Origin of the sequence: Streptomyces sp. NPDC046727, from assembly GCF_040645635.1 — a bacterium.
Classification (GTDB): Bacteria; Actinomycetota; Actinomycetes; order Streptomycetales; family Streptomycetaceae; genus Streptomyces.
Genome location: NZ_JBEYYR010000006.1, coordinates 20665 through 45546, shown reverse-complemented (window position 1 = coordinate 45546; position 24882 = coordinate 20665). Strand labels below are relative to the sequence as shown.

General features: G+C 72.6%; 17 protein-coding genes. 10 read left to right on the top strand and 7 right to left on the bottom strand.

Annotated features, from left to right (window positions below; genetic code table 11):
* A complete protein-coding gene (locus ABZ937_RS09125) occupies positions 1 to 2205 on the top strand; it encodes a CDP-glycerol glycerophosphotransferase family protein (protein WP_361687873.1) in 2205 nt (734 codons plus the stop codon).
* Between the two features lie 55 nt (positions 2206 to 2260).
* Here ABZ937_RS09125 and ABZ937_RS09120 read toward each other — a convergent pair whose 3' ends face one another.
* The gene (locus ABZ937_RS09120; RefSeq protein WP_361687871.1) at positions 2261 to 2674 is read right to left on the bottom strand and encodes an organic hydroperoxide resistance protein; all 414 of its coding nucleotides are present in this window, start codon (positions 2672 to 2674) and stop codon (positions 2261 to 2263) included.
* Positions 2675 to 2773: 99 nt separating this feature from the next.
* On the opposite strand from ABZ937_RS09120, the gene ABZ937_RS09115 reads away from it, so the two are divergent.
* Positions 2774 to 3280, top strand: coding sequence for a MarR family transcriptional regulator (locus ABZ937_RS09115; RefSeq protein ID WP_361687868.1), 507 nt, complete (start codon positions 2774 to 2776; stop codon positions 3278 to 3280).
* Here the strand turns inward: ABZ937_RS09115 and ABZ937_RS09110 are convergent.
* Positions 3228 to 4778: a glycosyltransferase family 39 protein gene (locus ABZ937_RS09110; RefSeq protein WP_361687865.1), complete on the bottom strand. Its 1551-nt coding sequence runs from the start codon at positions 4776 to 4778 to the stop codon at positions 3228 to 3230. The genes ABZ937_RS09115 and ABZ937_RS09110 overlap by 53 nt on opposite strands.
* A 237-nt stretch (positions 4779 to 5015) precedes the next feature.
* Here ABZ937_RS09110 and ABZ937_RS09105 point away from each other — a divergent pair, with 237 nt between their 5' ends.
* From ABZ937_RS09105 to galE, 3 genes are all read left to right on the top strand, one after another.
* Positions 5016 to 6287 (top strand): glycosyltransferase 87 family protein, encoded by a 1272-nt coding sequence (locus tag ABZ937_RS09105; RefSeq protein ID WP_361687862.1) that lies wholly within the window; start codon positions 5016 to 5018, stop codon positions 6285 to 6287.
* A gap of 44 nt (positions 6288 to 6331) precedes the next feature.
* Entirely contained in the window at positions 6332 to 7972 is a 1641-nt protein-coding gene (locus tag ABZ937_RS09100) for a glycosyltransferase family 2 protein (protein ID WP_361687859.1), read from the top strand.
* Positions 7973 to 8033: 61 nt separating this feature from the next.
* Positions 8034 to 9014: a UDP-glucose 4-epimerase GalE gene (gene galE / locus ABZ937_RS09095; RefSeq protein ID WP_361687856.1), complete on the top strand. Its 981-nt coding sequence runs from the start codon at positions 8034 to 8036 to the stop codon at positions 9012 to 9014.
* Between the two features lie 34 nt (positions 9015 to 9048).
* Here the strand turns inward: galE and ABZ937_RS09090 are convergent, their stop codons facing one another.
* Entirely contained in the window at positions 9049 to 9669 is a 621-nt protein-coding gene (locus ABZ937_RS09090) for a TetR/AcrR family transcriptional regulator (RefSeq protein ID WP_361687853.1), read from the bottom strand.
* 203 nt (positions 9670 to 9872) lie between these two features.
* Here ABZ937_RS09090 and ABZ937_RS09085 point away from each other — a divergent pair, with 203 nt between their 5' ends.
* The 4 genes from ABZ937_RS09085 (at position 9873) to ABZ937_RS09070 (ending at position 15632) form a co-directional block, all read left to right on the top strand.
* On the top strand, positions 9873 to 10787 hold the full coding sequence (locus tag ABZ937_RS09085) for an ABC transporter permease (protein ID WP_361687850.1): 915 nt from the start codon (positions 9873 to 9875) through the stop codon (positions 10785 to 10787).
* Positions 10780 to 11664, top strand: coding sequence for an ABC transporter ATP-binding protein (locus tag ABZ937_RS09080; protein ID WP_361687847.1), 885 nt, complete (start codon positions 10780 to 10782; stop codon positions 11662 to 11664). Before ABZ937_RS09085 ends, ABZ937_RS09080 begins: the two co-directional genes overlap by 8 nt.
* Positions 11665 to 11766: 102 nt before the next feature.
* A complete protein-coding gene (locus tag ABZ937_RS09075) occupies positions 11767 to 13989 on the top strand; it encodes a CDP-glycerol glycerophosphotransferase family protein (RefSeq protein ID WP_361687844.1) in 2223 nt (740 codons plus the stop codon).
* Positions 13986 to 15632: a glycosyltransferase family 2 protein gene (locus ABZ937_RS09070; RefSeq protein ID WP_361687841.1), complete on the top strand. Its 1647-nt coding sequence runs from the start codon at positions 13986 to 13988 to the stop codon at positions 15630 to 15632. The genes ABZ937_RS09075 and ABZ937_RS09070 overlap by 4 nt, the downstream gene beginning before the upstream one ends.
* A 103-nt stretch (positions 15633 to 15735) precedes the next feature.
* Here ABZ937_RS09070 and ABZ937_RS09065 read toward each other — a convergent pair whose 3' ends face one another.
* Together ABZ937_RS09065 and ABZ937_RS09060 are read right to left on the bottom strand one after the other, a co-directional pair.
* Positions 15736 to 17247: a hypothetical protein gene (locus tag ABZ937_RS09065; protein ID WP_361687838.1), complete on the bottom strand. Its 1512-nt coding sequence runs from the start codon at positions 17245 to 17247 to the stop codon at positions 15736 to 15738.
* Between the two features lie 74 nt (positions 17248 to 17321).
* Positions 17322 to 22262 carry an NAD-glutamate dehydrogenase gene (locus ABZ937_RS09060; protein ID WP_361687835.1) on the bottom strand — a complete coding sequence of 1647 codons (4941 nt, stop codon included), beginning with the start codon at positions 22260 to 22262 and terminating at the stop codon, positions 17322 to 17324.
* A gap of 580 nt (positions 22263 to 22842) precedes the next feature.
* On the opposite strand from ABZ937_RS09060, the gene ABZ937_RS09055 reads away from it, so the two are divergent.
* Complete coding sequence (locus ABZ937_RS09055; RefSeq protein ID WP_361687832.1) at positions 22843 to 23409, top strand: DJ-1/PfpI family protein; 567 nt, start codon at positions 22843 to 22845, stop codon at positions 23407 to 23409.
* A 90-nt stretch (positions 23410 to 23499) separates the two neighbouring features.
* Here the strand turns inward: ABZ937_RS09055 and ABZ937_RS09050 are convergent, their stop codons facing one another.
* Complete coding sequence (locus ABZ937_RS09050) at positions 23500 to 24168, bottom strand: HAD family hydrolase (protein ID WP_361687829.1); 669 nt, start codon at positions 24166 to 24168, stop codon at positions 23500 to 23502.
* 57 nt (positions 24169 to 24225) lie between these two features.
* Complete coding sequence (locus ABZ937_RS09045) at positions 24226 to 24738, bottom strand: hypothetical protein (protein WP_361687826.1); 513 nt, start codon at positions 24736 to 24738, stop codon at positions 24226 to 24228.
* Positions 24739 to 24882 lie beyond the last annotated feature (144 nt).

Sequence of the window (24882 nt, the reverse complement as noted above, 5' to 3'; positions counted from 1 at the left end):
GTGCCCCGCTTCAGTCTGATCGTGCCCTGTTTCAAGGTGCAGGGCTTTCTGCGCGAGTGCCTGGACTCGGTGCTCCGGCAGTCCTTCGGCGACTTCGAGCTGATCGCCGTGGACGACTGCTCCCCGGACGGCTGCGGCGCGATCCTGGACGAGTACGCCGGGCGCGACCCGCGCGTGAAGGTGCTGCACCTGCCGGAGAACGTGGGCCTCGGCCGGGCCCGCAACGCGGGCATGCCCCTGGCCACCGGCGACTACCTGCTCTTCCTGGACAGCGACGACACGCTCACCCCGGGCGCGCTGCGGGCCGTCGCCGACCGGCTCAGGGAGGCCGACGACCCGGACGTGCTCGTCTTCGACTACGCGCGCACGTACTGGTGGGGCGGCACCCGGCGCAACGTCCTCGCGCAGGTCCTGGCGGAGGCCGGGCCGGGCACGTTCGCCGTCTCGGAGTATCCGCGGATCCTCGATCTGCTGATGGTGGTCTGGAACAAGGTCTACCGGCGGGACTTCGTCACGGAGAACGGCTTCGCGTTCCCGCCCGGCTACTACGAGGACACCCCCTGGACGTTCCCGGTGCTGCTCAGCGCCCGCCGGATCGCCGCCCTGGACCGGATCTGCCTGAACTACCGGCAGCGCCGGCAGGGCAACATCCTGTCCACCACCAGCCGTAAGCACTTCGACATCCACGACCAGTACGAGCGGGTCTTCGCCTTCGTGGCCGAGCGGCCGGAGCTGGCGGGCTGGCGGCCGTATCTGCACCGCAAGATGGGCGAGCACTGCCTGGACATCCTGGCCAAGCCGGACCGGCTGCCGCCCGCCGACAAGGCCGAGTTCTTCCGGCGCACGGCGGAGATGTTCCGCCGGCACCGGCCGGAGGACGCCCTGGTGGACGGCGAGGTCGCCGTGCTGGAGGGCTCCTGGACGGCCTACCGGCTGCGGCGGCAGACGGTGCGGGCCGGGCGGGAGGCGGCCCGGCGGGCGGACCGGGCGCGCCGGGCGGCCGCCGCGCGGGCCCGGTCCGGCTGGGCGGCCCTGCACACGCACCGCCCGCTGGACGAGAACCTCGTGGTGTACTCGGCGTCCTCGCACCGGGGCCTGCTGGGCGACCCGGCGGCCGTCTACGCGGCGGCCCGCGAGATCGCGCCCGGGCTGCGCGGGGTGTGGGTGGTGCGGGACGCTGAGACGGCCGCGGGGCTGCCGGCCGATGTGGAGCACGTGATCCTCGGCTCCCGGCGCTGTCTGGAGATCACCGCGCGCGCGAAGTTCTTCGTCAACGACGTCAACTGGCCCGGCGCCCTGGCCAAACGCCCCGGCAGCGTGTACATCCACACGCACCAGGGCACCCCGCTGAAGTACGTGGGCGCCGATCTGCTGGACAAGCCGGGGGCCCGGCTCGGCTTCGACGTGCCGCAGATGCTGCGCCGGGCCGACCGCTGGGACCACAGCCTGGTCGCGAGCCGCCACTCCGAGCTGGTCTGGGAGCGGGCCTATCCCTGCCACTTCGCGTCGGCGCGCACCGGCAGCCCCCGCAACGACGTGCTGGTGCGCGGCGGTGCCGGCGACTTCCGGGAGCGGTACGGCATCCCGGCGGACCACCGGGTCGTGCTGTACGCGCCGACCCGCCGGGACTACCGCCGGGGCGGGCATGTGGAGCGGATCGACCTGGCCCGGTTCGCGGCCGACCTCGGCGAGGGGCACACGCTGGTGGTCCGGCTGCACCCGACGCTGGCGAGCGGCCCCGCGCGGGGCATGGGCCTCACGGAGCTGGCCCGGCGCGGGATCGTGGTCGACGCGACCGACGAGCCGCGGCTCGCGGACGTGCTGCTCGCGGCGGACGTGCTGGTCACGGACTACTCGTCCGTCATGTTCGACTACGCCAACCTGGACCGGCCGATCGTGCTGCACGCCGACGACTGGCCCGCGTTCACGGCGAGCCGGGGCAGCTATCTCGACATCACCGCCGAGCCGCCGGGCCATGTCGCGCACTCCTACCGGGAGCTGGCCTGGCTGTTCGCCTCGGGTGCCTGGCGGGACGAGGAGTCGGAGCGGCTGCGCGCGGACTTCCGGGCCCGGTTCTGCGAGTTCGAGGACGGGCGGGCCGCCGAGCGGGTGGTCCGGACGCTGCTGCTGGGCGAGCCGATGCCGGAGCCGGCGCCCCGGGTGCCGGGCCCGTCGGTGACCCCGGGGGCGCTGACGTCGGCGTGACGACGAGCGGGGGCCGGCCCCGAACCGGGACCGGCCCCCTTCGCATCCCCGGTGGTCACTCGATGACGAGGTCGACCTCGATGTTGCCGCGGGTGGCGTTGGAGTACGGGCAGACCTGGTGGGCGGTCTCGACCAGCTTGCGGCCGGTCTCCTGGTCCACGGTGTCGGGCAGCTCGACCCGCAGGCTCACCTTCAGCCCGAAGCCCTCGCCCTGCTTGCCGATGCCGACCTCGGCGGTCACGGCGGCGTCGCTGACGTCGACCTTGGCCTGGCGTCCGACGAGGCCGAGGGCGCTGCCGAAGCAGGCGGCGTAGCCGGCGGCGAAGAGCTGCTCCGGGTTGGTGCCCTCGCCGTTGCCGCCCAGCTCCACCGGCGGGGCCAGCTTGAGGTCGATCTTGCCGTCGGAGGAGACGGCACGGCCGTCACGGCCGTGGGTGGCGGTGGCGACGGCGGTGTAGAGCGCGTCCATGGGGACCATCCCTTTTACGAAGTCGGATGTTCCGGCGGCCCCTGTCCTGACCGCCGTACGACCACAAGTAGAGCACACAATTAAGTTGTGCACAACTAAATGGCCCGCAAGAGCTATCCTGGTGCCATGACCGCCACCGCTGCCCCCGCCGCCGACTGGCTCCGCCTGGACCGCCAGATCTGTTTCTCCCTGCACGCCGCGTCCCGCGCCTTCAACGGCGTCTACCGCGTGATCCTCAAGGACCTCGGGCTCACCTATCCCCAGTACCTGGTGATGCTGGTGCTGTGGGAGCAGGGCGACCTGCCGGTCAAGAAGCTCGGCGAGCAGCTGCGGCTCGACTCGGGCACGCTGTCCCCGCTGGTCAAGCGGCTGGAGGGGGCCGGTCTGGTGCGGCGCGAGCGCAGCGCCGAGGACGAGCGGTCGGTCCGGGTCCACCTCACCGAGGAGGGCGCGGCACTGCGTGAGCGGGCCCTGGAGGTGCCGCGCCGGATCATGTCGGCGACCGGCTTCGACCTGGCGGAGATCGGCGAGCTGCGCGCCCGGCTCGACCAGCTCACCACCGCTCTGGACGCGGCTGCGGAGGCGGAGGCCCGGACCGCCCGCTGACCGGGCGGACGTACAGCCGTACGGTCACCCAGCCCCGCACGGCTCCCTCACGGCCGGTGAACTGCTGCCAGAGGACGGCGGCCTTGGTCCGCTCGACGGGACCGCGCGGGGCCCAGCGGCCGGCGAGCGTCCTGCGGTCCGCGACCACCCACACCCGGTCCAGCCGTGCCAGCCTGCGGCGCAGCTCGGCCACGCCGGCCTCCCGCCCGTACAGCGTCCCCGACTCGGCCGCCCCCGACACCAGCGCCACGTCCCGCACGCCCCGGAACGCCCCGGGGTAGGTGAGCGCCACGTTCCGCATCGACAGCGGCAGAAACAGCACGGGGTCTCCGGGGCGCAGCTGCCGGGCCGCCAGCCGGGACACGGCGGCGAGGTCGTCGGGCCGGCGGGCGGGGTCCCGGTCCTTGTGGAGAACGGGGTACTGGTGGAGGGCGGAGAGCGTGATGGCCAGCACGCCGGTGAGGGTGGCGCAGGGGGACGGCAGCAGGGGGCGCGGGATGCCCCCCGGCCGGGCGAGGCCGAGCGCCCCCGGGAGGGCGGGCACCCGGCGGTCGCCCGTCCGCAGCCGCGCCACCAGCCCGGCCACCCGGTCGGCCCCGCACGCCACCAGCAGCGGTGCCCCCGACAGGGCGTACAGCACATACCGGTCGACGTACAGCGGCGACACCTGCGACGCCAGCATCAGCGCCACCGGCGGAACCACCACCACCGGCAGCGCGACCCCGGCGCACGTGATCTCCCCGCGCCGCCCCACGATGCCCGCCAGCCCCACCAGAGCGAGCCCGAGACAGACCCAGTAGACCTCGTCCGTCGGCCCGAGAAGGTGCCGCAGCAGCCCGCCCGCCGTCTCCCCCGTCGGCGGACGCAGCCACGCCAACTGCGCCGACTGCCCCCGCGACACCACCACCATCGGCAGCAGCGCGAGCACGACCGCCGTGGCCGTACACCCCCACCCCCGCCACACCCGCCCCCCGGGGCGGGCCAGCGCCAGCGACACCGCGTGGGCGAGGAGCAGCAGCACCGCGAACTCGTGCAGCCAGCAGGTGAGGCCGAGGACGACGCCGTACGGCCACCAGGAGCCGCCTCGCACGGCCCGGACGAAGAGGAGGGTCGCGCCGGTGGCGCCGGCCGCGACGAGGGCGTAGGAGCGGCCTTCCTGGGCGTAGTGCCCGGCCATCGGAGTGACGGCGTAGAGCAGTCCGGCCCACAGGCCCACCCGCGGCCGGACCAGCCGGCTGCCGAGGGCGGCGACCATGCCCGCCGTGCCGGCCGCCGCCAGCACCGACGGCAGCCGGAGGACGACCTCGCCCGGGTGGACGGCGAGGACGGCGTGCAGCAGGAGGTAGTACAGGCCGTGCACCGCGTCCACGCCGTGCAGAAGATGCCAGATCTCCGGCACCGTACGGCGCCCGACCTGGAAGCTGACGGCCTCGTCGCGCCATATGCCGCCCCGGTCGAGCCCCCAGAGCCCGAGCACCAGCATCACCAGCGCGGGCACGCCCACGACGGCGGCCCGACGGAGCCGCTCGCCGGCGTGCCGCGGTGCCCGATGCGGGGGGTGGCTCGTTGCACCGGTCGGTACGCCAGTGGTCGCGCCGGCCGCGCGGCGCGACAGGGGTTTCGCAGGAAGCCTGACGTTCACCATGGCCCGATCTCTTGCGATTAGCCAATATTTGACGTTGTTGACGGCGTATCAGCATGGATACACCATCGGCACCGCTTAGGCTCCCATGTGATGAACCGTCCCCGTGTCACCTCCGGCCCGGTCCTCGCCGTCACCGCCCTGTGGCTCATCACCCGGGCCCTGATGCTGTGGCTGATCACCCACAGCGGCGCCCGCCTGCTGGGCGGCGGCTCCGTGACCCGGGAGGTGTGGCGGCTCTACTTCCACTGGTACGGAGTCCTCGCGCACGGCTCCTTCCCGGTGCACGACACGCTGTGGCAGTACCCGCCGGGCGCCGGCGCGGTGGTGCTGGCGCCGGGCCTGCTGCCCGGCCTGACGTACTTTCAGGCGTTCGTGCTGCTCACGCTGGCCGTGGACGCGCTGACCACGGCCGCGCTGGTCCGGGCGGGCAGCCGGCCCGGGCGCCGGCTGCTCGGCGCGGCCGTGTGGACCGGCGGCCTGCCGCTGCTGCTGCACCTGCCGCTCGCCCGGTACGACGTCCAGGTCACCGCCCTCGCCATGCTCTCCCTGCTGGCCGCGGCGCGCTCCCCGCGCGCGGGCGGTGCGCTCGGGGCGCTGGGCGCGCTGGTGAAGGTGTGGCCCGCGCTGGCGCTGCTGGGCACGCCCCGGGGCCGGCCGACGCGGACGGCGTGGGCGTGGGCCGCGGGCGCCGGGGTCGCGTGCCTCGCCCTGCTCGCGGCCTTCTTCGCCCACCCGCTGTCCTTCCTGCGCGAGCAGGGCGGCCGGGGCGTGCAGATCGAGTCGCTCGGCGGCACGGCGCTCAACCTGGCCCGGCACGCCGGCTGGCCGGGCCGGTCCCGCTATCAGTACGGGGCGATCGAGATGGTCGGCCCGCACGTGCGTGCCGTCGCCGCCGCCTCCCTCGCGCTGACGGCGGTCTCCTTCGGGCTGCTGGTGCTGTGGCGGGTGCGGGCGCGGCACTGGGGCCCGGCCACGCCGTACGACGCGGCGCTGAGCGCGGTGCTGCTGTTCACGGTCACCAGCCGGGTCATCAGCCCGCAGTACATGATCTGGCTGATCGGGCTGGCCGCCGTGTGCCTGACCTCGCGGCACACCAGCCAGCGGCCGGTGGCGGCGCTGATCCTGGCGGCGTGCGTGCTGAGCACCGTGGCGTACCCGCTCTGCTACCACGAGGTGGTGGGCGGCACCTGGTCCGGGTGCCTGCTGATGCTGGCCCGGAACGGGCTGCTGACGGCCGCCGCCGTGCTGTCCTTCGCGCGGCTGTGGCGGGCCTCGCGGCCACCGGCCGGAAAGAGTGCGCCGACGACGCAACCCCGAGCCGGTTCCGACCGTCTTCCGGATCGAGCGCTAAGCGCCTCTTAACGGGGTATTACCGAACATTCTTCCGCTCCCGGCCCGTGGACCCCATGCATCCAGAACCGCGAGACCCTCACCCGGCACCCGCGCCCGCGCCGGGTCCGGAACCGGCACCGCAGGTCGCCGTCGTCGTCATCGGGTACAACGACCGCGCCCATGTGGCCGATGCCGTGCGCTCGGCGCTGGCGCAGGGGCCGGCGGTCGCCGAGGTGATCGCGGTGGACGACTGCTCCACCGACGGCAGCGACGGGCTGCTCGCCCGGCTGGCCGCCGGCGAGCCGCGGCTGCGGGTGGTGCGCCGAAGCGTGAACAGCGGCGGCTGCGGCAGTCCGCGCAACACCGGGATCGACACGGCGACGGCGCCGTACGTGATGTTCCTGGACAGCGACGACGTGCTGCCGCCCGGTGCGGTGGACGCGCTGCTGGCGGCGGCCACGGAGGCGCGCGCCGAGGTCGCGAGCGGGCTGTGCGTGCGCCGGGAGCTGCCCTCGGGGCGCGAGCAGCCGTGGCAGGCGCCCCTCTACACAACGCCCGCCGTCCTCGCGCGCCCCTCCCAGCGACCCCGGCTGGTCCACGACACGCTGTGCGTCAACAAGCTGTACCGCACCGCCTTCCTGCGCGAGCACGGCATCCGCTTCCCCGAGGGCCGCTTCCTCTACGAGGACTTCGTCTTCACCGCGCGCGTGCTGGCCGCGAGCCCGCGCGTCGCGCTCGTACCGGAGCGGGTGTACGTGTGGCAGGTGCGCCGGTCGGCCGAGCGGCTGTCGCTCTCGCTGGACCGGGAGCGCGTCGAGAACTGGACGGCGCGCATCGAGGCGTGCGCGCTGGCGTACGACATTCTGCTGAGCGCCGGGCAGAAGGAGCTGGCGCGGGCGGCGCGCGCCAAGTTCCTGGACCATGACGTGCGTATGTATGCGCGCGAGCTGGGGTTGCGCGACGCGCACTACCGGCGCGCGTGGTGGGCGTGCACCCGGGAGTACCTCACGCGCTACGACGCGGCCGACTGGGAGCTGAACCCCGGCGCCCCCGGCCGGCTGCTCGCGCGGGTCGTCCTGGCGTCCCCCGAGCCCCGCGACCTGCCCCGGCTGCGCGAACTCGCCGCCCGGCCGGCGCGGCTGCTCCCGCCCTACGCCCGTACGCCCGACGGGGCCCCGGTCTGGTCCCCCGACCTCCCGCAGGTCTCCCTGGCCCCGCTCCTGACCCGGCCCGTGCCCGCGCTCCCCCTCGCGGTGGACGCGGAACTGCGCCCGCGCGCACGTGCCTCGCTGCTGCGCCTGCGGCTCCACGAGCTGTACGGGAGGGTGGCCGAGGCGGGCCCGCGCGAGGTGGACGTGGAGTGGCGGGCGCGCGAGGACGAGCGGACACGCGGGCGTGCGACGGTGGCGCTCACGCCCGCCGGCGCGGACGTCTGGTCGGCCGAGGTGCCCGTCGACCTGGCCGCGCTGGGCTCGGGCACCTGGGATCTGCGACTGACGCTCCGCTTCGCGGACGGCGCGCGACGGGAGGTCACGGCGCACGCCCTCGCGGGCGCCGGCCGGCTGCGCCGGCGCGCCGTTCCGAGCGTCGTGCACGGCGTGCTCCTGGCGCAGCCGTACGCCACGCACTCCGGCGCGCTGGCGGTGCGTGTGGCGACAGGTGTGCGCGGAGTGCTCGGGGTGGTCCGCGGCCGGCTCCGCCGCCTGCTTCACTGAGACACGGAACGGGGACCCGGGACCCGGGCCGGCCGACGAGCTGACGAGGAGACGGCCGCACATGACCTGGCTGATCACCGGCGGCGCCGGATACATCGGGGCGCATGTCGTACGGGCGATGACCGAGGCGGGCGAGCGCGCGGTCGTCTACGACGACCTGTCCACGGGCGTCGCCGCGCGCGTACCGGCCGAGGTCCCGCTGGTGCGCGGCTCGGTCCTGGACGCGGACCGGCTGGCCCGGGTGTTCGCCCGGCACGAGATCACCGGGGTCGTCCATCTGGCGGCGAAGAAGCAGGTGGGCGAGTCGGTGGACCGCCCGCTGCACTACTACCGGGAGAACGTGGAGGGCCTGCGCGTCCTGCTGGAGGCGGTGACGGCGGCGCAGATCCCGTCCTTCCTCTTCTCCTCCTCGGCGGCCGTCTACGGCATGCCCGACGTCGACCTGGTCACGGAGGAGACCCCCTGCCGCCCGGTCTCCCCCTACGGCGAGACGAAGCTGGCCGGCGAGTGGCTGGTCCGCGCCACGGGCCGGGCGACGGGCCTGGCCACGGCGTCGCTCCGCTACTTCAACGTGGCGGGCGCGGCCGGCCCCGAGCTGGCCGACACCGGCGTCTTCAACCTGATCCCGATGGTCTTCGAACGGCTCACCGAGGGCGCACCGCCCCGCATCTTCGGCGACGACTACCCGACCCCCGACGGCACCTGTGTCCGCGACTACATCCACGTGGTCGACCTGGCCGAGGCTCATGTGACCGTCGCCCGTGCCCTGAGCTCCTCCCCCGGCACCGACCTGACCTTCAACATCGGCCGCGGCGAGGGCGTGTCGGTCCGCGAGATGATCGACCGCATCAACGCGGTCACCGGCTACAACCGCCCGCCGACGACCACCCCCCGCCGCCCCGGCGACCCGGCCCGCGTCGTCGCCTCCGCCACCCGGATCGCCACAGAACTGAACTGGCACGCCAAGCACGACGTCCAGGACATGATCACCTCGGCCTGGGACGGCTGGGTACACCACCATCCGGAGGCGGCGCGGTCGTAGGCGACCCGCCGGCGCGCTGCGGACCGCCTGCGCGTCACAACGCCTTGAGTGCCCCCGTAGTGGCGCGGGCCAGTTGTTCCAGGTAGCCCTTGGGGAGTCTGGGGGAGCGGATGACCACCGAGCGCCAGTAGAGGGGGCCGGAGATCAGGTCCAGGGCCAGGTCGGGGTCGATGTCCGGGCGGAGTTCGCCTCGCGCCTCCGCCGCCGCCACGATGCGGCTGGCCACGCCCTCCTGGCCGTCCCGCAGGGCCTTCTGGAAGGCCTCCGCGATCTCGGGGTTGCGGGCCGCCTCGGCCTGGAGGTCGGGGATGATCTGGGACGCGACCGGGTGGCGCAGGGCGCGGGACGTGAGCTCGTAGAGGAGGCGCAGGTCGCCCTCCAGGGACCCCGTGTCGGGCACCGGGAAGCCGGTCACCGCCATCGCGGAGACGACGTCCAGGACCAGGTGGAGTTTCGAACGCCAGCGCCGGTACACCGCCGTCTTTCCGACGCCGGCCCGGCGGGCGATCCCCTCGATGGACATGCGGGCGTAGCCGGCGGCCGCCAGCTCTTCGAAGACGGCCGCCCGGATGGCCTCGGTCACGTCCTCCCGGAGCACGGCGGCCCCGGCGGGCGCCCGGCGGCGCGGACGCGCCGGCGGCTCGTTCGTCGTCATACCGCACAGCATAGGGCGTTACGACGAAACGGTTGCGTTCCGACGTGCGTTGGGCCTACTCTCACGTAACGACGATACGGTCCCGTCCCGACGTAAGAGAACGTGAAGAGAAGCGTAAGGAAACGCCGGACGACGGGCTCGGACGCGGCGCTCCCGGTGAAAGCCGGGCGCGGCACCCCCACCCCCGAGCGAAAGCAGCGGATGTGAGTCAGGTCCTCCACACACCGCCCCCCACCCAGGCCCCGGCCGAAGACGACCTCGCGGCGCTCGCGGCCCGGCACGGCCTGTCGGTCAGCGGTGCCCGTCCCTCCCTGCCCGAGTACGTCCGCCAGCTGTGGGCCCGGCGCCACTTCATCAGCGCCTTCGCCACCGCCAAGCTCACCGCCCAGTACAGCCAGGCGAAGCTCGGCCAGATCTGGCAGGTCATGAACCCGCTGCTGAACGCGGCGGTCTACTACTTCATCTTCGGCGTGCTGCTCGGCACCAAGCAGCACGTGCCCGACTACGTGCCGTTCCTGGTCACGGGCGTGTTCATCTGGACGTTCACGCAGAGCTCGATCATGGCGGGCACCCGGGCGATCTCCGGCAACCTCGGCCTGGTCCGCGCCCTGCACTTCCCGCGCGCCGCCCTGCCGATCTCCTTCGCGCTCCAGCAGCTCCAGCAGCTGCTGTTCTCGATGGCCGCGCTGGTCGTCATCCTGCTCGTCTTCGGCGTGCCGGTCGCCTTCTCCTGGGTGCTGGCGATCCCTGCCCTCGTGCTCCAGTTCACCTTCAACGCGGGCGTGTCGATGATCGTGGCGCGCATGGGCGCCAGGACCCCGGACATCGCCCAGCTGATGCCCTTCGTGCTGCGCACCTGGATGTACGTGTCCGGCGTGATGTGGAGCATCGACAAGATCACCAAGCACGACAAGCTGCCGCACCTGGTGACCGTCCTGCTCCAGCTCAACCCGGCCGCCGTCTACATCGACCTGATGCGGTTCGCGCTGATCGACAGCTTCCACGCCAAGTCCCTGCCCCCGCACGTGTGGGCGGCGGCCACCGGCTGGGCCCTGCTCGCCGGCGTCGGCGGCTTCATCTACTTCTGGAAGGCTGAGGAGACGTACGGCCGTGGCTGAGAACGTGAACGACAAGGTCCCCACCGTCGTCGCCGACCGCGTCGACATCGTCTACCGGGTCAACGGCACCGGCGCGGGCCGCGGCTCCGCCACCGCCGCCCTCAACCGCATCCTGCGCCGCAAGCAGGCCGAGAAGGCGGCCGGCGTGCGCAAGGTGCACGCGGTGAAGAAGGTGTCGTTCGTCGCGTACAAGGGCGAGGCGATCGGGCTCATCGGGACGAACGGTTCCGGCAAGTCGACCCTGCTGAAGGCGGTCGCGGGCCTGCTCCCCGTGGAGAGCGGGCAGATCCACACCGACGGCCAGCCGTCCCTGCTGGGCGTCAACGCCGCCCTGATGAACGACCTCACCGGCGAGCGGAACGTCTTCCTCGGCGGCCTCGCCATGGGCATGTCCCGGGAGCAGATCAAGGAGCGCTACCAGGACATCGTCGACTTCTCCGGGATCAACGAGAAGGGCGACTTCATCACCCTGCCGATGCGCACGTACTCCTCCGGCATGGCCGCCCGGCTCCGCTTCTCCATCGCCGCCGCCAAGGACCACGACGTCCTGCTCATCGACGAGGCGCTGGCCACCGGCGACCGCTCCTTCCAGAAACGTTCCGAGGCGCGGATCCGCGAACTGCGGCAGCACGCGGGCACGGTGTTCCTGGTCAGCCACAACAACAAGTCGATCCGCGACACCTGCGAGCGGGTCCTGTGGCTGGAGCGCGGCGAACTGCGCATGGACGGGCCGACCGAGGAGGTCATGAAGGAGTACGAGGCCTTCACCGGCGACAAGAAGCCGGCCCCCAAGCCCGCGCCGAAGAAGCCGGCCCCCGAGCCGGCGGCGCAGGCTCCCGGGAACCCCGAGGCACCGAAAGTCCCTCTTCCTTCCTGAAGCAGCCTCTGACGCCGGGCTCGATTATCCCTTTCATCAGCCTAATGACAGTATGTTATGAAAGGTGCGCCCGGAGTCGACGAGCCGAAGGAGTCCACTGCGATGCCCCAGCTGAGCGTGATCGTCCACGGGCCGAACGCACAGGGGCATCTGACCGAGCTGTTGGACTCCTTGGCGGCCCACCCCCTCCCCGACGCCGAGGTGATCGTCGCCGCGGTCGGCGACTGGGCGCGGGAGACGGCCGAGCGCCACGCCCCCGAGACGATCGTCGTACCGCTGCCGGACGGCACCGGTGACGCGGCGGCCCGGGCGGCCGGCGCCGCCCGCGCGTCCGGCCGCTGGCTGCACTTCGTCCACGCCAAGGACGGCCTGCCGGCCGGCGCGCCCCGCCTGATCGCCGAGCGGACGGCCGAACTGGACGCCACGGACCCCGCCGGCGCGGCGGAAACCCCCGTGGACGTGCTCCTCTTCGACCACGTCACCACCACCTGGAAGACCGCCGCCGCCCCCTCCTCCGACGGCCGTCACCTGGCCGCCGTCGGCCGGGCCGGGCGCCCCCTGGCCGAGGCCGCCGGCCTGCTGCGTCTCACTCCGCTGCTCGGCAACCGCGCCCTGCGCGCCGCGTTCTGGCGGACCCACGAGGAGGAGCTGACCACCGACGACGAGCCGTACGCCGCCCACGCGGCCCTGCTGCACGCCGGCCGCGTCGCCTGCCTGAACCAGCCGGCGTACGAGCACCGCGTGCTGCGCCCCGAGAGCCTGCCGCCGCGCGCCCCCGAGGACCGGCTCGCGCTCATCGACCGCTACGAGTCCCTGCTCGCGCTCACCCGGGACCGCCGCGCCCCCCGCACGGTGCTGTACGACCTGATGGTGCGCGACCTGGTGCGCACCTTCGCCCGCGAGGACCTGCCCGACCCGGTGGCCCGCGAGTTCTTCCGCCGCGCCTCCCTGGCCGCGGTCCGCTGGCGCCCCGAGGGCCACCGGCGCCCGGCCGGCCTGGAGGGCGTGCGGCACGGGCTGCTGGAGGAGGGCGCGTACGCCAAGTACCGCGCGTTCCAGACCGCCAACCGCACCCGCCGCGCCGCCCGCAAGGCCGTACGGACCCGTAAACGGCAGCTGGGCGCCAAGGTCCGCGACCACCAGTACCGCCGCGCCCTGAGCCGCCCGCCGGACCCGAACCTGGCCGTGTTCTCGGCCTACTGGGACCGCGGGGTGGCCTGCAACCCGGCCGCGATCGCCGCCAAGCTCGCCGAACTCGCCCCGCACATCCACCCGGTGTGGGTGGTGAGCAAGGAGAACACGGCCCTCCTCCCGCCCGGCACCGACCACGTCGTCCCCGGCACCCGCCGCTACTGGGAGACCCTGGCCACCGCCACGTACCTGACGAACAACGTCAACTTCCCGAACGCGGTGGTCAAACGCCCGGACGCCATCCACCTCCAGACCCACCACGGCACCCCGCTCAAGCGCATGGGCCTGGACCAGATGGACCACCCGGCCGCCGCCAAGGGCCTCGACTTCGCCGCCCTGCTGGCCCGCATCGACAAGTGGGACTACAGCGTCAGCGCCAACAGCCACACCACCCGCATGTGGGAACGCGCCTACCCGTCCCGCTACACCTCGCTGGACTACGGCTATCCGCGCAACGACGTCTTCTACACCAGCGACGCCCGGGCCGTCCGCGCGGCCCGCGACCGCCTCGGCATCGCCCCCGGCCGCACCGCCGTCCTGTACGCCCCCACCCACCGCGACTACGAGGCCGGCTTCACCCCCCGCCTCGACCTCGCCGCCCTCGCCGACCGCCTCGGCGAGAACACCGTCCTCCTCGTCCGCGCCCACTACTTCTACGGCGGCGCCGCCTCCCCGCTGACCGGCCTGCGCCGCTCCGGCCGGATCATCGACGTCTCCTCCTACGACCCCGTCGAGGAACTGTGCCTGGCCGCCGACGCGCTGGTCACGGACTACTCGTCGATCATGTTCGACTACGCCAACCTGGACCGGCCGATCGTGATCTACGCCGACGACTGGGAGACGTACCGGACCACCCGCGGCGTCTACTTCGACCTGATGGCCGAGCCTCCCGGCCAGGTCGCCCGCACCCAGGAGGAACTCGCGGAGATCTTCGTCTCCGGCGCCTGGCGCGACGAGAGCGCGGCCAAGGCGCGGGCCGCGTTCCGGCGCCGGTTCTGCGAGTACGACGACGGACGCGCCGCCGAGCGGGTCGTACGGCGGGTGTTCCTCGGCGAACCGGAGGAGTCGCTGCCGCCGGTGCTGCCGATCGAGGACCGCACCCCCGCCCCGACCCCCGAGGAGGCCACGGCATGACCCGCCCCGACGTCACGGTCACGGTCATCGTCTACAACGACGCCGCCCGCCTCCCCCGCGCGGTCGCCTCGCTGCGCGCGCAGACCCACGCGAACATCGAGATCGTCATCAGCGACGACCACTCCACGGACGACACGCCGTCCGTGGCACGGGCACTGGCGGCCCAGGACCACCGGATCCGCTACATCCGCCTGCCGGAGAACAGCGGCGGGTGCAGCGCCCCGCGCAACCGGGCCATCGAGATCGCCCGGGCGCCGTACCTGATGTTCCTGGACAGCGACGACGAACTCCCGCCCCGCGCGGTCGAGTTGCTGCTCGCCGCCCACCGGGAGCGCGAGGTGGACTTCGCCATGGGCGCGGTCCGCCGGGTCCGGGTGGACAACGGCCGCCGCTCGACCTGGATGCCGCACCTGGTCACCGAGCGCCGCACCGTGGAGGGCATCGAGTCCGACCCCCGTCTGCTCTTCGAGCACCTGTCGACGAGCAAGATGTACGCGAAAGCCTTCCTGGACCGCCACCGGCTGCGCTTCCCCGAGGGCATCCACTACGAGGACCAGCTGTTCTCGGCGCAGGCGTACTGCCTGGCGAAGACGTTCACGATCATCCCCGACCCGGTGTACGTCTGGTACATCGAGCCGTTCGCGGCGGCCGGCTCCGCCTCCATCTCCAACCAGCGGCACAAGATCACGAACGTCCGCGACCGCGTGCACGTCCAGCGGCTGATCGACGAGTTCCTGGTGAGCAGCGGTCACACGGGACTCCGGGAGGACAAGGACTACAAGTTCCTCAAGCACGACTTCCGGATGTACGCAGGCGACCTGCCGTACCGGGACGAGGAGTGGCTGGCGTCCTTCGCGGACATCATGAACCCCTACCTGGACACTCTGTCCCCCGCCGCGTACGCCCGTCTGCCCCGCCCCGAGCGGGTGGTCCTGGAGCTGCTGCGGGACGGCCGCCCTGCCGAGGCCCGGCTCGCGGCGCGGGGACTGGGGCACGGGGTGGCACCGCGGCACGTGACGACGGACGGCACGGGCGCCGCGTTCTGGGGCGACACCCTGCCCACCACGGACCGCGCCCGCCGCGAACTCGACGTCTCCGACCTGGAGCTGGACACCCGCCCCTTCCCCGCGGCGCAGTTCCGCCACGAGATCACGGAGCTGACGCCGGGCCCGGGAGCGACGCTGACCCTGACGATCCGCACGTACGACCCCGGCCTGCGCCTCCCCGTGGGCCCGCAGCGCGCCTCCCTCCTCCTGACTCCCGGCAGACGCCGTACGACGGTCCCGTTCCGCCTGGATCCGGTCCGCCCCGGCATCTTCGAAGGCACGGTCCGCCTCGACCTCGCCGCGGCCACGCTCCCCCTCCACGGCTTCGAGGGCATACGCCACCCGGTGCTCCGCCTGGACCAGCAGGGCCTGGCCAACTCGGGCCTGCTCCTGGCTCCGCTCACCTTCCCGACCCACCGGATCCGCATCCCCCACCACGAACTCACCGTCGAACCGGAACCCCGCAACCCGGGCCGTCTGCAGTTCCGCTGGACGCCGGTGGGGGTGACGGCGCGGGTGATCCGCCCGACGGTCCGCCGACTGGCCCGACCCCGGGTACGGAACGCTGCGCGGCTGGCGGCGAGTGTGCTGAGGTGAGGGGACGGCTTCGCAGCGCCGTCGTGCCGTCCGTACGCGATCGACTGCGGTTCCGTCGTGGCTGATCGCGCAGTTCCCCGCGCCTCTTCGGGGCGCTTACCGCTCAGGGCACCACGCGGTACAGGGTCTGACCGCCCGGACCCACGGCGACCTTCCGGAGCCAGGGGGCCGGGCTGCCGCCCACGACCCACTTCACGCCGTACTCCCCGAGAATCGCCCGCCGTTCCGCCGAGCCCGTACCGGCCGCGAAGTACCGCTCGACCGCCGCCTCCCGCCGCCCCGCATCCCCCAGGAACACGTCCGGGTACCCGGGCGCCACGGTGTACGCCCCGTACGCGGGGATCTGCCGGGCCGGGAACGTGCGGGCCATCACCACATCCCCGTACCGCACTCCCGCCCGCGTGATCCACTGATAGCCCACCCACGGCGTCCGGTACTTGTGCGCGACCGCCCCGGGCAACGCGTCCCGCCCCATCACGTACCCGAGCGTGCCGGCCTGCGTCCACGCCCCCACCGCCAGCGCGGCGAGCAGCACGCACGCCCACCCCCTCCGCACCGCCCGCCGCCGCGCCGACACCACCTCCAGCGCCGCCGCGAGCTGCGCCGGGACCAGGGCCGCGGGCAGGGCGCGGCCCCACGAGTAGTGGCCGGTCAGACCCCCTGCCGCGAACACCAGCGCGCCGAGGACGAAGAAGAGGACCAGGGGATCGCGGGGGTCGCGCCGCAGGCGGGATCCCAGCGCCACCACCCCGAGCAGCACGAGCCCGAACCGCCCGGTCAGGTCCTGGTACAGCGGCCGGTGGATGGCCTCCAGGTCCGCGCCCGCGGAGAACAGCGCGAAGAAGTCGTAGTACGGCCAGAGCCACAGCACCAGCAGCCCCAGGAGCAGCCCGGCACCGAGCCGGAGCAGCGCCGTACGGGCCGGCCGGGCCGCGAGCAGCACGGCGAGGGCGCCGAGGGACGCCACCACCCCGGTGAACTGGTGGCACAGCAGGATCAGCGCCCACAGCAGCCCCAGACCGAGCCACCTCCCCCAGCCGGGCTCCCCGCGCACCGCCCGCGTCAGCCAGGCCCAGAAGTGGAAGGCGAGACCGAGCGCGAACACGCTGGGGTACGACACCGTCAGCGCGAGGGAGTTCAGCCCGAGGAAGCCGCTCCAGTCGAACAGCAGCGGGCCCCAGAGGAGGAGCAGGCTCAGCAGGGCCAGGGCGGGGGCGGCGCGGTGGGCGCTCAGCGTGCGGACGTACCGCCATACGCCGCTCACCAGCAGCCCCATTCCGGCGAGCGCCGCCAGGCGCAGGACCACGAACACCGACAGGCCGGTCAGCTTGGCGACGATGCCGAGCAGCAGCATCCACGGGGAGTAGTACGGGCTCGGCGTGTCGGCGTCGACCAGCGGGTTGCCGGGGTGCGCGAGGCTGTGCCGCAGGCGCTGGATCGTGGCCGCGTGCATGCCGAGGTCGCCCGCCCACGGCAGGCGGACGACGACCAGGAGCAGCAGCACCACGAGGAGCGCAGCGGCGGCCTGGGCCAGCACCCGGCCGGCGCGCGCGACGGAGCCGCGCGGCCGTGTCGTACGGCGCTCCGGCTGGGTGTCAGGCGACGCGGTGTGCATGATCCATCGACCCTATCGGCAGGAAGGCGCCCCGGGGCGCGGGTGCGGCCCGGGGCGCCTTCGGTGCCGTACCGCTACGAGTGCGTACGCAGCAGCGTCCGCATCGTGCGCATCGCCACCGACAGGTTGGCGAGGTCGAACGAGTCCGAACCGCGGATCTCGTCCAGGGTGGTGCGGGCCCGGCCCAGGATCGCGGTGTTCTTCCGCTCCCACGCCGTGAACCGCTGCTCCGGCGTCGAGGTGCCGTTGCCCGCCGCGAGAACGTCCGCGGTGAGCGCCGCGTGCGCCGCGTACAGGTCCTCGCGGATGGAGGCGCGGGCCATGGACTGCCAGCGGTCGGCACGGGGCAGCTCGATGATGCGGTCCATCAGCTGGGTGATGCTGAGCCGGTCGGCGAGGTCGTAGTAGACCTCGGCGACGTCCAGGGGCTCCTTGCCCATGCGGTCGGCCACCGACACGATGTCGAGCGCCGGGAAGGCGGAGGAGAACCCGGCCACGCGGGTGGCGACCTCGTCCGGGACGCCGGCCGCGGACAGCTCCTCGTACACGTGCTGGTACCACTCCAGGTCCGCGCCGCGCAGCAGCTTCGGCAGCTCCTGCCAGACCCGCTCCACCCGCTCGGCGAAGAACTCGACCGTCTCGGCGAGCTCCAGCGGCTGCGGCCGGTTGTTCAGCAGCCAGCGCGTGCCACGCTCGACCAGCCGGCGCGAGTGCAGCCGGATCCGGGTCTGGACGGCCGCGTCGACCCTGTTGTCCAGGGCCTCCACCGCGTCCCACACCGGTGCCGAGCAGAAGATCGCGCGGGCCGCGGTCTGGGCGCGGACGATCTCCTCCAGGGAGGCGCCGGTCTCCTCGCGCATACGGTGCAGGTACGTCGTACCGCCCGTGTTGACCGTGTCGTTGACCAGCACGGTCGTGGTGATCTCGCGGCGCAGCGGGTGGTTGTCGATGGCCTCGGCGAAGCGCTCGCGCAGGGCCGTCGGGAAGTACGCGTGCAGCAGGCCGCGCAGGTACGGGTCGTCCGGCAGCGAGGTGTGCAGCAGCTCCTCGGCGACCGTGATCTTCGTGTACGCCAGGACGACCGCGGTCTCCGGGCTGGTCAGGCCCTGGCCCTGGTTGAGGCGCTCGCGGATCTGGCGGTCGGCGGGCAGGAACTCCAGCGCCCGGTCCAGGTGGCCCTCGCGCACCAGGTGGCGCAGGAACCGCTGCTGGGCGTGGAGCATGTCCTTGGCCTGGAACAGCGCGTTCGCCAGGGCGGTGTTCTGCGCGTAGTTGTTGCGCAGGACCAGCGCGCCGACCTCGTCGGTCATCTCGGCGAGCAGCTTGTTGCGCTGCTTGACGGTCATGTCGCCGTCCGCGACCAGGCCGTTCAGCAGGATCTTGATGTTCACCTCGTGGTCGGAGGTGTCCACGCCGGCGCTGTTGTCGATCGCGTCGGTGTTGATCTTGCCGCCGTGCGTGGCGAACTCGATACGGCCGAGCTGGGTCAGGCCCAGGTTGCCGCCCTCGCCGACGACCTTGACGCGCAGGTCCTTGCCGTCGACGCGGATGGCGTCGTTGGCCTTGTCGCCGACGTCGGCGTTCGACTCCGCCGACGACTTCACGTACGTCCCGATGCCGCCGTTCCACAGCAGGTCGACCGGCGACTTGAGGATCGTCTTCATCAGGTCGGCCGGGGTCATCTTGGTGACCTTGTCCTCGATGCCGAGGGCCTCGCGGATGTGGCTGTTCAGCGTGATCGACTTGGCGCTGCGCGGGAAGATCCCGCCGCCCGCCGACAGCAGCTCGGTGTTGTAGTCGGCCCAGCTGGAGCGGGGCAGCTCGAACAGGCGGCGGCGCTCCGCGTAGGAGGTGGCCGCGTCCGGGGTGGGGTCGATGAAGATGTGCCGGTGGTCGAAGGCGGCGACCAGGCGGATGTGCTCGGAGAGCAGCATGCCGTTGCCGAACACGTCACCGGACATGTCGCCGATGCCGACGACCGTGAAGTCCTCGGTCTGCGTGTCCACGCCCAGCTCGCGGAAGTGCCGCTTCACGGACTCCCAGGCGCCGCGCGCGGTGATGCCCATGCCCTTGTGGTCGTAACCGGCCGAACCGCCGGAGGCGAAGGCGTCGCCGAGCCAGAAGTTGTAGGTGTCGGCGACCCCGTTGGCGATGTCCGAGAAGGTCGCGGTGCCCTTGTCGGCGGCGACCACCAGGTAGGTGTCGTCGCCGTCGTGCCGGACGACGTCCTGCGGCGGCACGACCTCGCCGGCCACCATGTTGTCGGTGATGTCGAGCAGCGCCGAGATGAACGTCTTGTAGCTGGCGATGCCCTCGGCCAGCCACGCGTCGCGGTCCTTGGCCGGGTCGGGCAGCTGCTTGGCGACGAAGCCGCCCTTGGCGCCGACCGGCACGATGACGGTGTTCTTCACCATCTGTGCCTTGACCAGGCCGAGGATCTCGGTGCGGAAGTCCTCACGCCGGTCGGACCAGCGCAGGCCGCCTCGGGCGACCTTGCCGAAGCGCAGGTGCACGCCCTCCACGCGCGGCGAGTACACCCAGATCTCGTACGCCGGGCGCGGCGCGGGCAGGTCCGGGATGGCCTGCGGGTCGAACTTCATGGAGACGTACGCGTGCGGCACGCCGCCGAGCGCCTCCTGGAAGAAGTTCGTGCGCAGGGTCGCCTTGATCACGGTCAGGAAGGACCGCAGGATCCGGTCCTCGTCCAGGCTGGCCACCTGCTCCAGGGCCGCGTCCAGCTCCTCCAGCAGCGCGTCGGTGATCTCCAGGCCGGCCTTCTGCCGTTCCGGGGACATCCGTGCCTCGAACAGGGAGACGAGGAGCCGGGTGGTGTGGACGTTGTTGCGGAGGGTGTCCTCCATGTAGTCCTGCGAGAAGGTCGAACCGGCCTGCCGCAGGTACTTGGCGTAGGCGCGCAGCACCATCGCCTGCCGCCAGGTCAGCCCGGCGCTCAGCACGAGGGCGTTGAAGCCGTCGTTCTCGGCCTTGCCGGTCCAGGTCGCGGCGAACGCGTCCTGGAACCGCTCGCGGGCGTCGTCGCCCAGGTAGTCGCCGCTGCCGTTCGCCGACGTGGGCATGCGCAGACCGAAGTCGTAGATCCAGGCGGTGGTGCGGTCCGCGCAGCGCAGCTCGTACGGCCGCTCGTCGGTGACCTCGACGCCCAGGCGGCTGAGCACCGGCAGCACCTTCGACAGGGAGACGGTGCCGCCCTTCTGGTAGATCTTGAAGCGGCGCTCGTCGGGCGCGGCGCCCACCGGCTCGTACAGGCTCAGCGAGAAGGCCTTGTCCTCGCTCAGCTGCTCCAGGTGGACGAGGTCGGCGACGGCGGCACGCGGCGAGTGGTCGGCCTTGTAGCCCTCGGGGAAGGCGTGGTTGTAGCGGCGCAGCACCTCGGCCGCGCGCTCCTCGCCGCACTCGGCGGTCAGCGCCTCGGCGAACGCGTCGGCCCAGGAGCGGGCCGCCTCGACCAGGCGCACCTCGATGCGCTCCTTGTCGGCGTCCGACAGCTCGGGCAGCTCGGTGCCCTGCGGTACGCGGACGACGAAGTGCAGCCGGGACAGGATCGACTCGGTGTTCCAGGCGGTGAAGTCGACGCTGGTGCCGCCCAGCTCCTCCTTCAGGATGTCGATGATCCGCAGCCGGACGCCGGTGGTGTAGCGGTCGCGCGGCAGGTACACGAGGGCCGAGTAGTAGCGGCCGTACTCGTCCTGGCGCAGGTACAGCCGCAGCCGGCGGCGCTCCTGCAGATAGAGCACGCTCGTGGCGATGGCCTGCAGTTCGGCGACCGGGGTCTGGAACAGCTCGTCGCGCGGGTAGGTCTCCAGGATCTGGAGCAGGTCGCGGCCGTCGTGGCTGTTGGGCGAGAACCCGGCGCGCTCCAGCACCTCGTCCACCTTGCGGCGGATGACGGGGACGCGGCGCACGGACTCGGTGTAGGCGGCGGAGGAGAACAGGCCGAGGAAGCGGCGCTCACCGACGACGTTGCCGTCCGCGTCGAACTTCTTGACGCCGATGTAGTCCAGGTACGACGGCCGGTGCACGGTGGCCCGGCTGTTGGCCTTGGTCAGCACGAGCAGCTTGTGCTCGCGGGCCTTGGCGCGGGCGTCGGCCGGGAGACGCTCGAAGGAGGGGCTGACCGGGTGCTGGTCGTCCTCGGCGTGGTGCGGGTCCGAGCGCAGTATGCCGAGGCCGGTGCCGGGCACGGCGGCGAGCGTGTCGTCGTCGCGCAGCTGGTACTCGCGGTAGCCGAGGAAGGTGAAGTGGTCCGCGGCCAGCCAGCGCAGCAGCTCGCGGGCCTCCTCGACCTCGGGCCGCGGCAGGTCGCCGGGGGTGGGCTCGCTGTCCAGGCCGTCGGCCAGCCGGGTCGCCGCGTCCCGCATCTTCTCCCAGTCCTCGACGGCCTCACGGACGTCGGACAGGACGCGCAGCAGGTCCGCGGAGATCTGCTTCAGGTCGGCGCGGTCGGTCTCCCGGTCGATCTCGACGTGGATCCAGGACTCGATGTGCGCGTCGTGCGGGAGTTCGCCGGTGGGCGGGGTCGGCAGCACCTCGATCAGCTTGCCGGTCAGGTCACGCCGGACGACGAACTGCGGGTGGATGACGACGTGGATGCCACGCCCCTGCCGGGTCAGCTCGTTCGTCACGGAGTCGACGAGGAAGGGCATGTCGTCGGTGACGACCTCCACCACGGTGTGGCTGCAGGTCCACCCGTTCTCTTCCACGGTCGGGGTGTGCACCCGGACGTTCGCGGTGCCCTGGGGGCGGTGCTCGGCGAGACGGTAGTGCGAGACCGCGGCGCCGAAGGCGTCGACCGGGTCGCGGTCGGCGAGGTCTTCCGGGGCGGTGTGCAGGTAGTAGCGCTGGAGGAACGCGAGCACGGACTCGCTGTCCGGGGTGCCGGGAGTGCCCTCGCTCGTCGACCCGGTCGGTAGGTGCCCCCCGACCGGGCTGTTCTCAGCTACCCGGGCGGCCCTTTCGAGCAGCTCGGCCTTGGCTTCGTCCAGCTTGGTCTGCATTGTCCTCTGACTCCTGTCGCGCGCCGTTGCGTGACGTAGAAGGAAGTACGGTCTCTTCCCTTGCGGCATGACGCCACGGCCCGGGGTGTCCGGTCGGTTCCGACGGTATGCCGCGGGGTGAGATGAGCGGGGGGTATTCGGCCATTGTCGGGGCGTCTTTTGGGTGTGACGCCGCTCTCGGCGCCGTCACGATCCGGACCGCCCTCGGCGCTGCGGAGGCTTCCGCGCCCCCGTCCCGCCCGCGAAGACCAGCGACCGCCGCCCGGTCACGGAGGTGTTCCGTGCAACCCGGGCGCAGGGCAGGAGCAGGATCGCCCCCGCGAGATATCGCGCTGATCACGCCACAAGGCTATCGCCACTTACCCGGGGCCCGTCATGAGCCGTATGTGTACAAAACCGAGGGGTGAAGTTTGACGTTCTGCACAGCGGCGGGGCGGGGGCGGGTGACGTATCCGGTCGCGCCCCCGTGCCCCCGGACGCACCCTGAAAAGCACCGGGCCCTCTTGGCAACCGCGCCCGGCGGGGGCACCGTGCCCAAGAGTTCTCCCGCACAGCCCGGAGTCTGCCCCGAGGAGCCGACATGCCCACGAAGATCCTCATCGTCACCGGCGACGCAGCGGAGTCCCTGGAGGTCCTCTACCCGTACCAGCGCCTGCGCGAGGAAGGCTACGAGGTCCACATCGCGGCCCCCACCCGCAAGACGCTCCGCTTCGTCGTCCACGACTTCGAACCCGGCTACGACACCTACACCGAGAAGCCCGGCTACACCTGGCCCGCCGACCTGGCCTTCTCCGACGTCGACCCGGGAGACTACGCGGCCCTCGTCATCCCCGGCGGCCGGGCCCCCGAGTACCTGCGCAACGACGCCGAACTGCGCAAGATCCTCAAGGCCTTCTTCGACGGGGACAAGCCGGTCGCCCAGATCTGCCACGGCCCGCTGCTCACCGCCGCGATCGACTCCCTCCGGGGCCGCCGGGTCACGGCCTACCCGGCGCTCGAACCGGACATGCAGGCGGCCGGAGCGGGCTTCCAGGACACCGAGGCGGTCGTCGACGGCACCCTCGTCTCCTCCCGCGCCTGGCCGGACCACCCGGCCTGGATGCGGGAATTCCTGAAGGTGCTGCGCACGAAGGCGCCGGTGAGCTGAGGGAGGAGGCGGGCGGGGGTGCTCACGCAGCCGCAGCGCAGGGGCACCCCACAGCCCAGGGGAACCGAACCGTGCCCCGCCGAGCCCCGGCTACGCCGCTATCTTCCGTGCCTCCGCCACCGCCTCGGCCAGGGTGTCCACGACCGGCACCCCCACCCCCTCCAGGCTGGCCCGGCTGTGCGACCCCCCGGTGTACAGCACGGCGCCCGCGCCCACACGCCGGGCGGCGACCGCGTCGTCCGCCGCGTCCCCGATCACCACGGTCCGCGCCGGCTCCACCGCCCCCGCCAGCGCCTCCAGGTGCCGCACCATGTGCTCGGCCTTGCTGCCGCCCGACGGCCCCGTACGCCCGTCGACGCGTATGAAGTGCGCCTCGATGCCGAAGCCCCGTACCAGCGGCACCAGTTCCTCGTGCCCGTACATGCTCAGCAGCGACTGGCTGTGTCCCGCCGACCGCCATCCCGTGAGCAGTTCCACCACGCCCTCGGTGAGGCCGCACCGCACCCGGTGCTCGGCGTAGTGCCGGTGGAAGACGCCGTCCATCAGCTCCCACTCGGCGTCGGTCGGCAGCCGGCCGATCAGCCGCTCGTAGAACTTCGGCACCGGCACGCAGTACAGCGACCGGTACTGCTCCAGCGTGATGGGCGGGATCCCCAGCTCGGCGAAGGCCGCGTTCGTCGCCCCGATGATCGCGTCATTGTCGTGGAACAGCGTGCCGTTCCAGTCCCAGACGATGTGCGCGCTTCCGTGCATCCCCATGTCCAAGACCGTACCCGCCACCACTGACAATCAAGGCGCCGCCCCGGTCGGCCCGGGTCAGCCCTGCCCGACCAGGTTGGGGATCTCCTGCGTGGCGTACCACAGCAGCTCGTGGTCGTCCGCCCCGTCCACGACGAACTGCGCGTCGTCGTCCCCGCCGTCCGCCGCCTCCAGCGCCTGTGCCGCCGCGCTCACGTCCGCCTCCGCGTCCTCGGCGTCGACGTGCACGGAGGCCGCCTTCGCGAGCGGCACCGCCGCCGTCACGGTGACCTCGCCGAGGGCGGACGGTTCGAGCCCACGGCCCGGGTCGACGGTCGCGGCGCCGTCGGGCACGTCCACGGCGACCACGACCCGGCGCCGTACCGCGCCCGGATCCGCCGCCAGCAGCCGCAGCGCGGCCAGCGCGGCCCTGCTGAGCGCCGCGTACTCCAACTCCTCGATGTCCTCGGAGAGGTACCACTCGCGCAGCGCGGGCGTGACGGCATACGCGACGAACGGGCCGCTCCCCAGCTCACCCGTCTCGTGCGCCTCGGCGAGAGCGGGGAGGGTCAGGGGGACGTAGACGCGCATGCTGGCCGCTCTTTCCTGGTCAAAGGCTCGGCTGGGGGCCCGGGGAGAGCGGCTGGCGCGTCTCCCGGAGGGCCTTCAGGATACGTGCGCCCGTCCCCTTTCGGGCCCCTGCCCACACCCGTGGAGGCGTCCACTCCGGGCCGC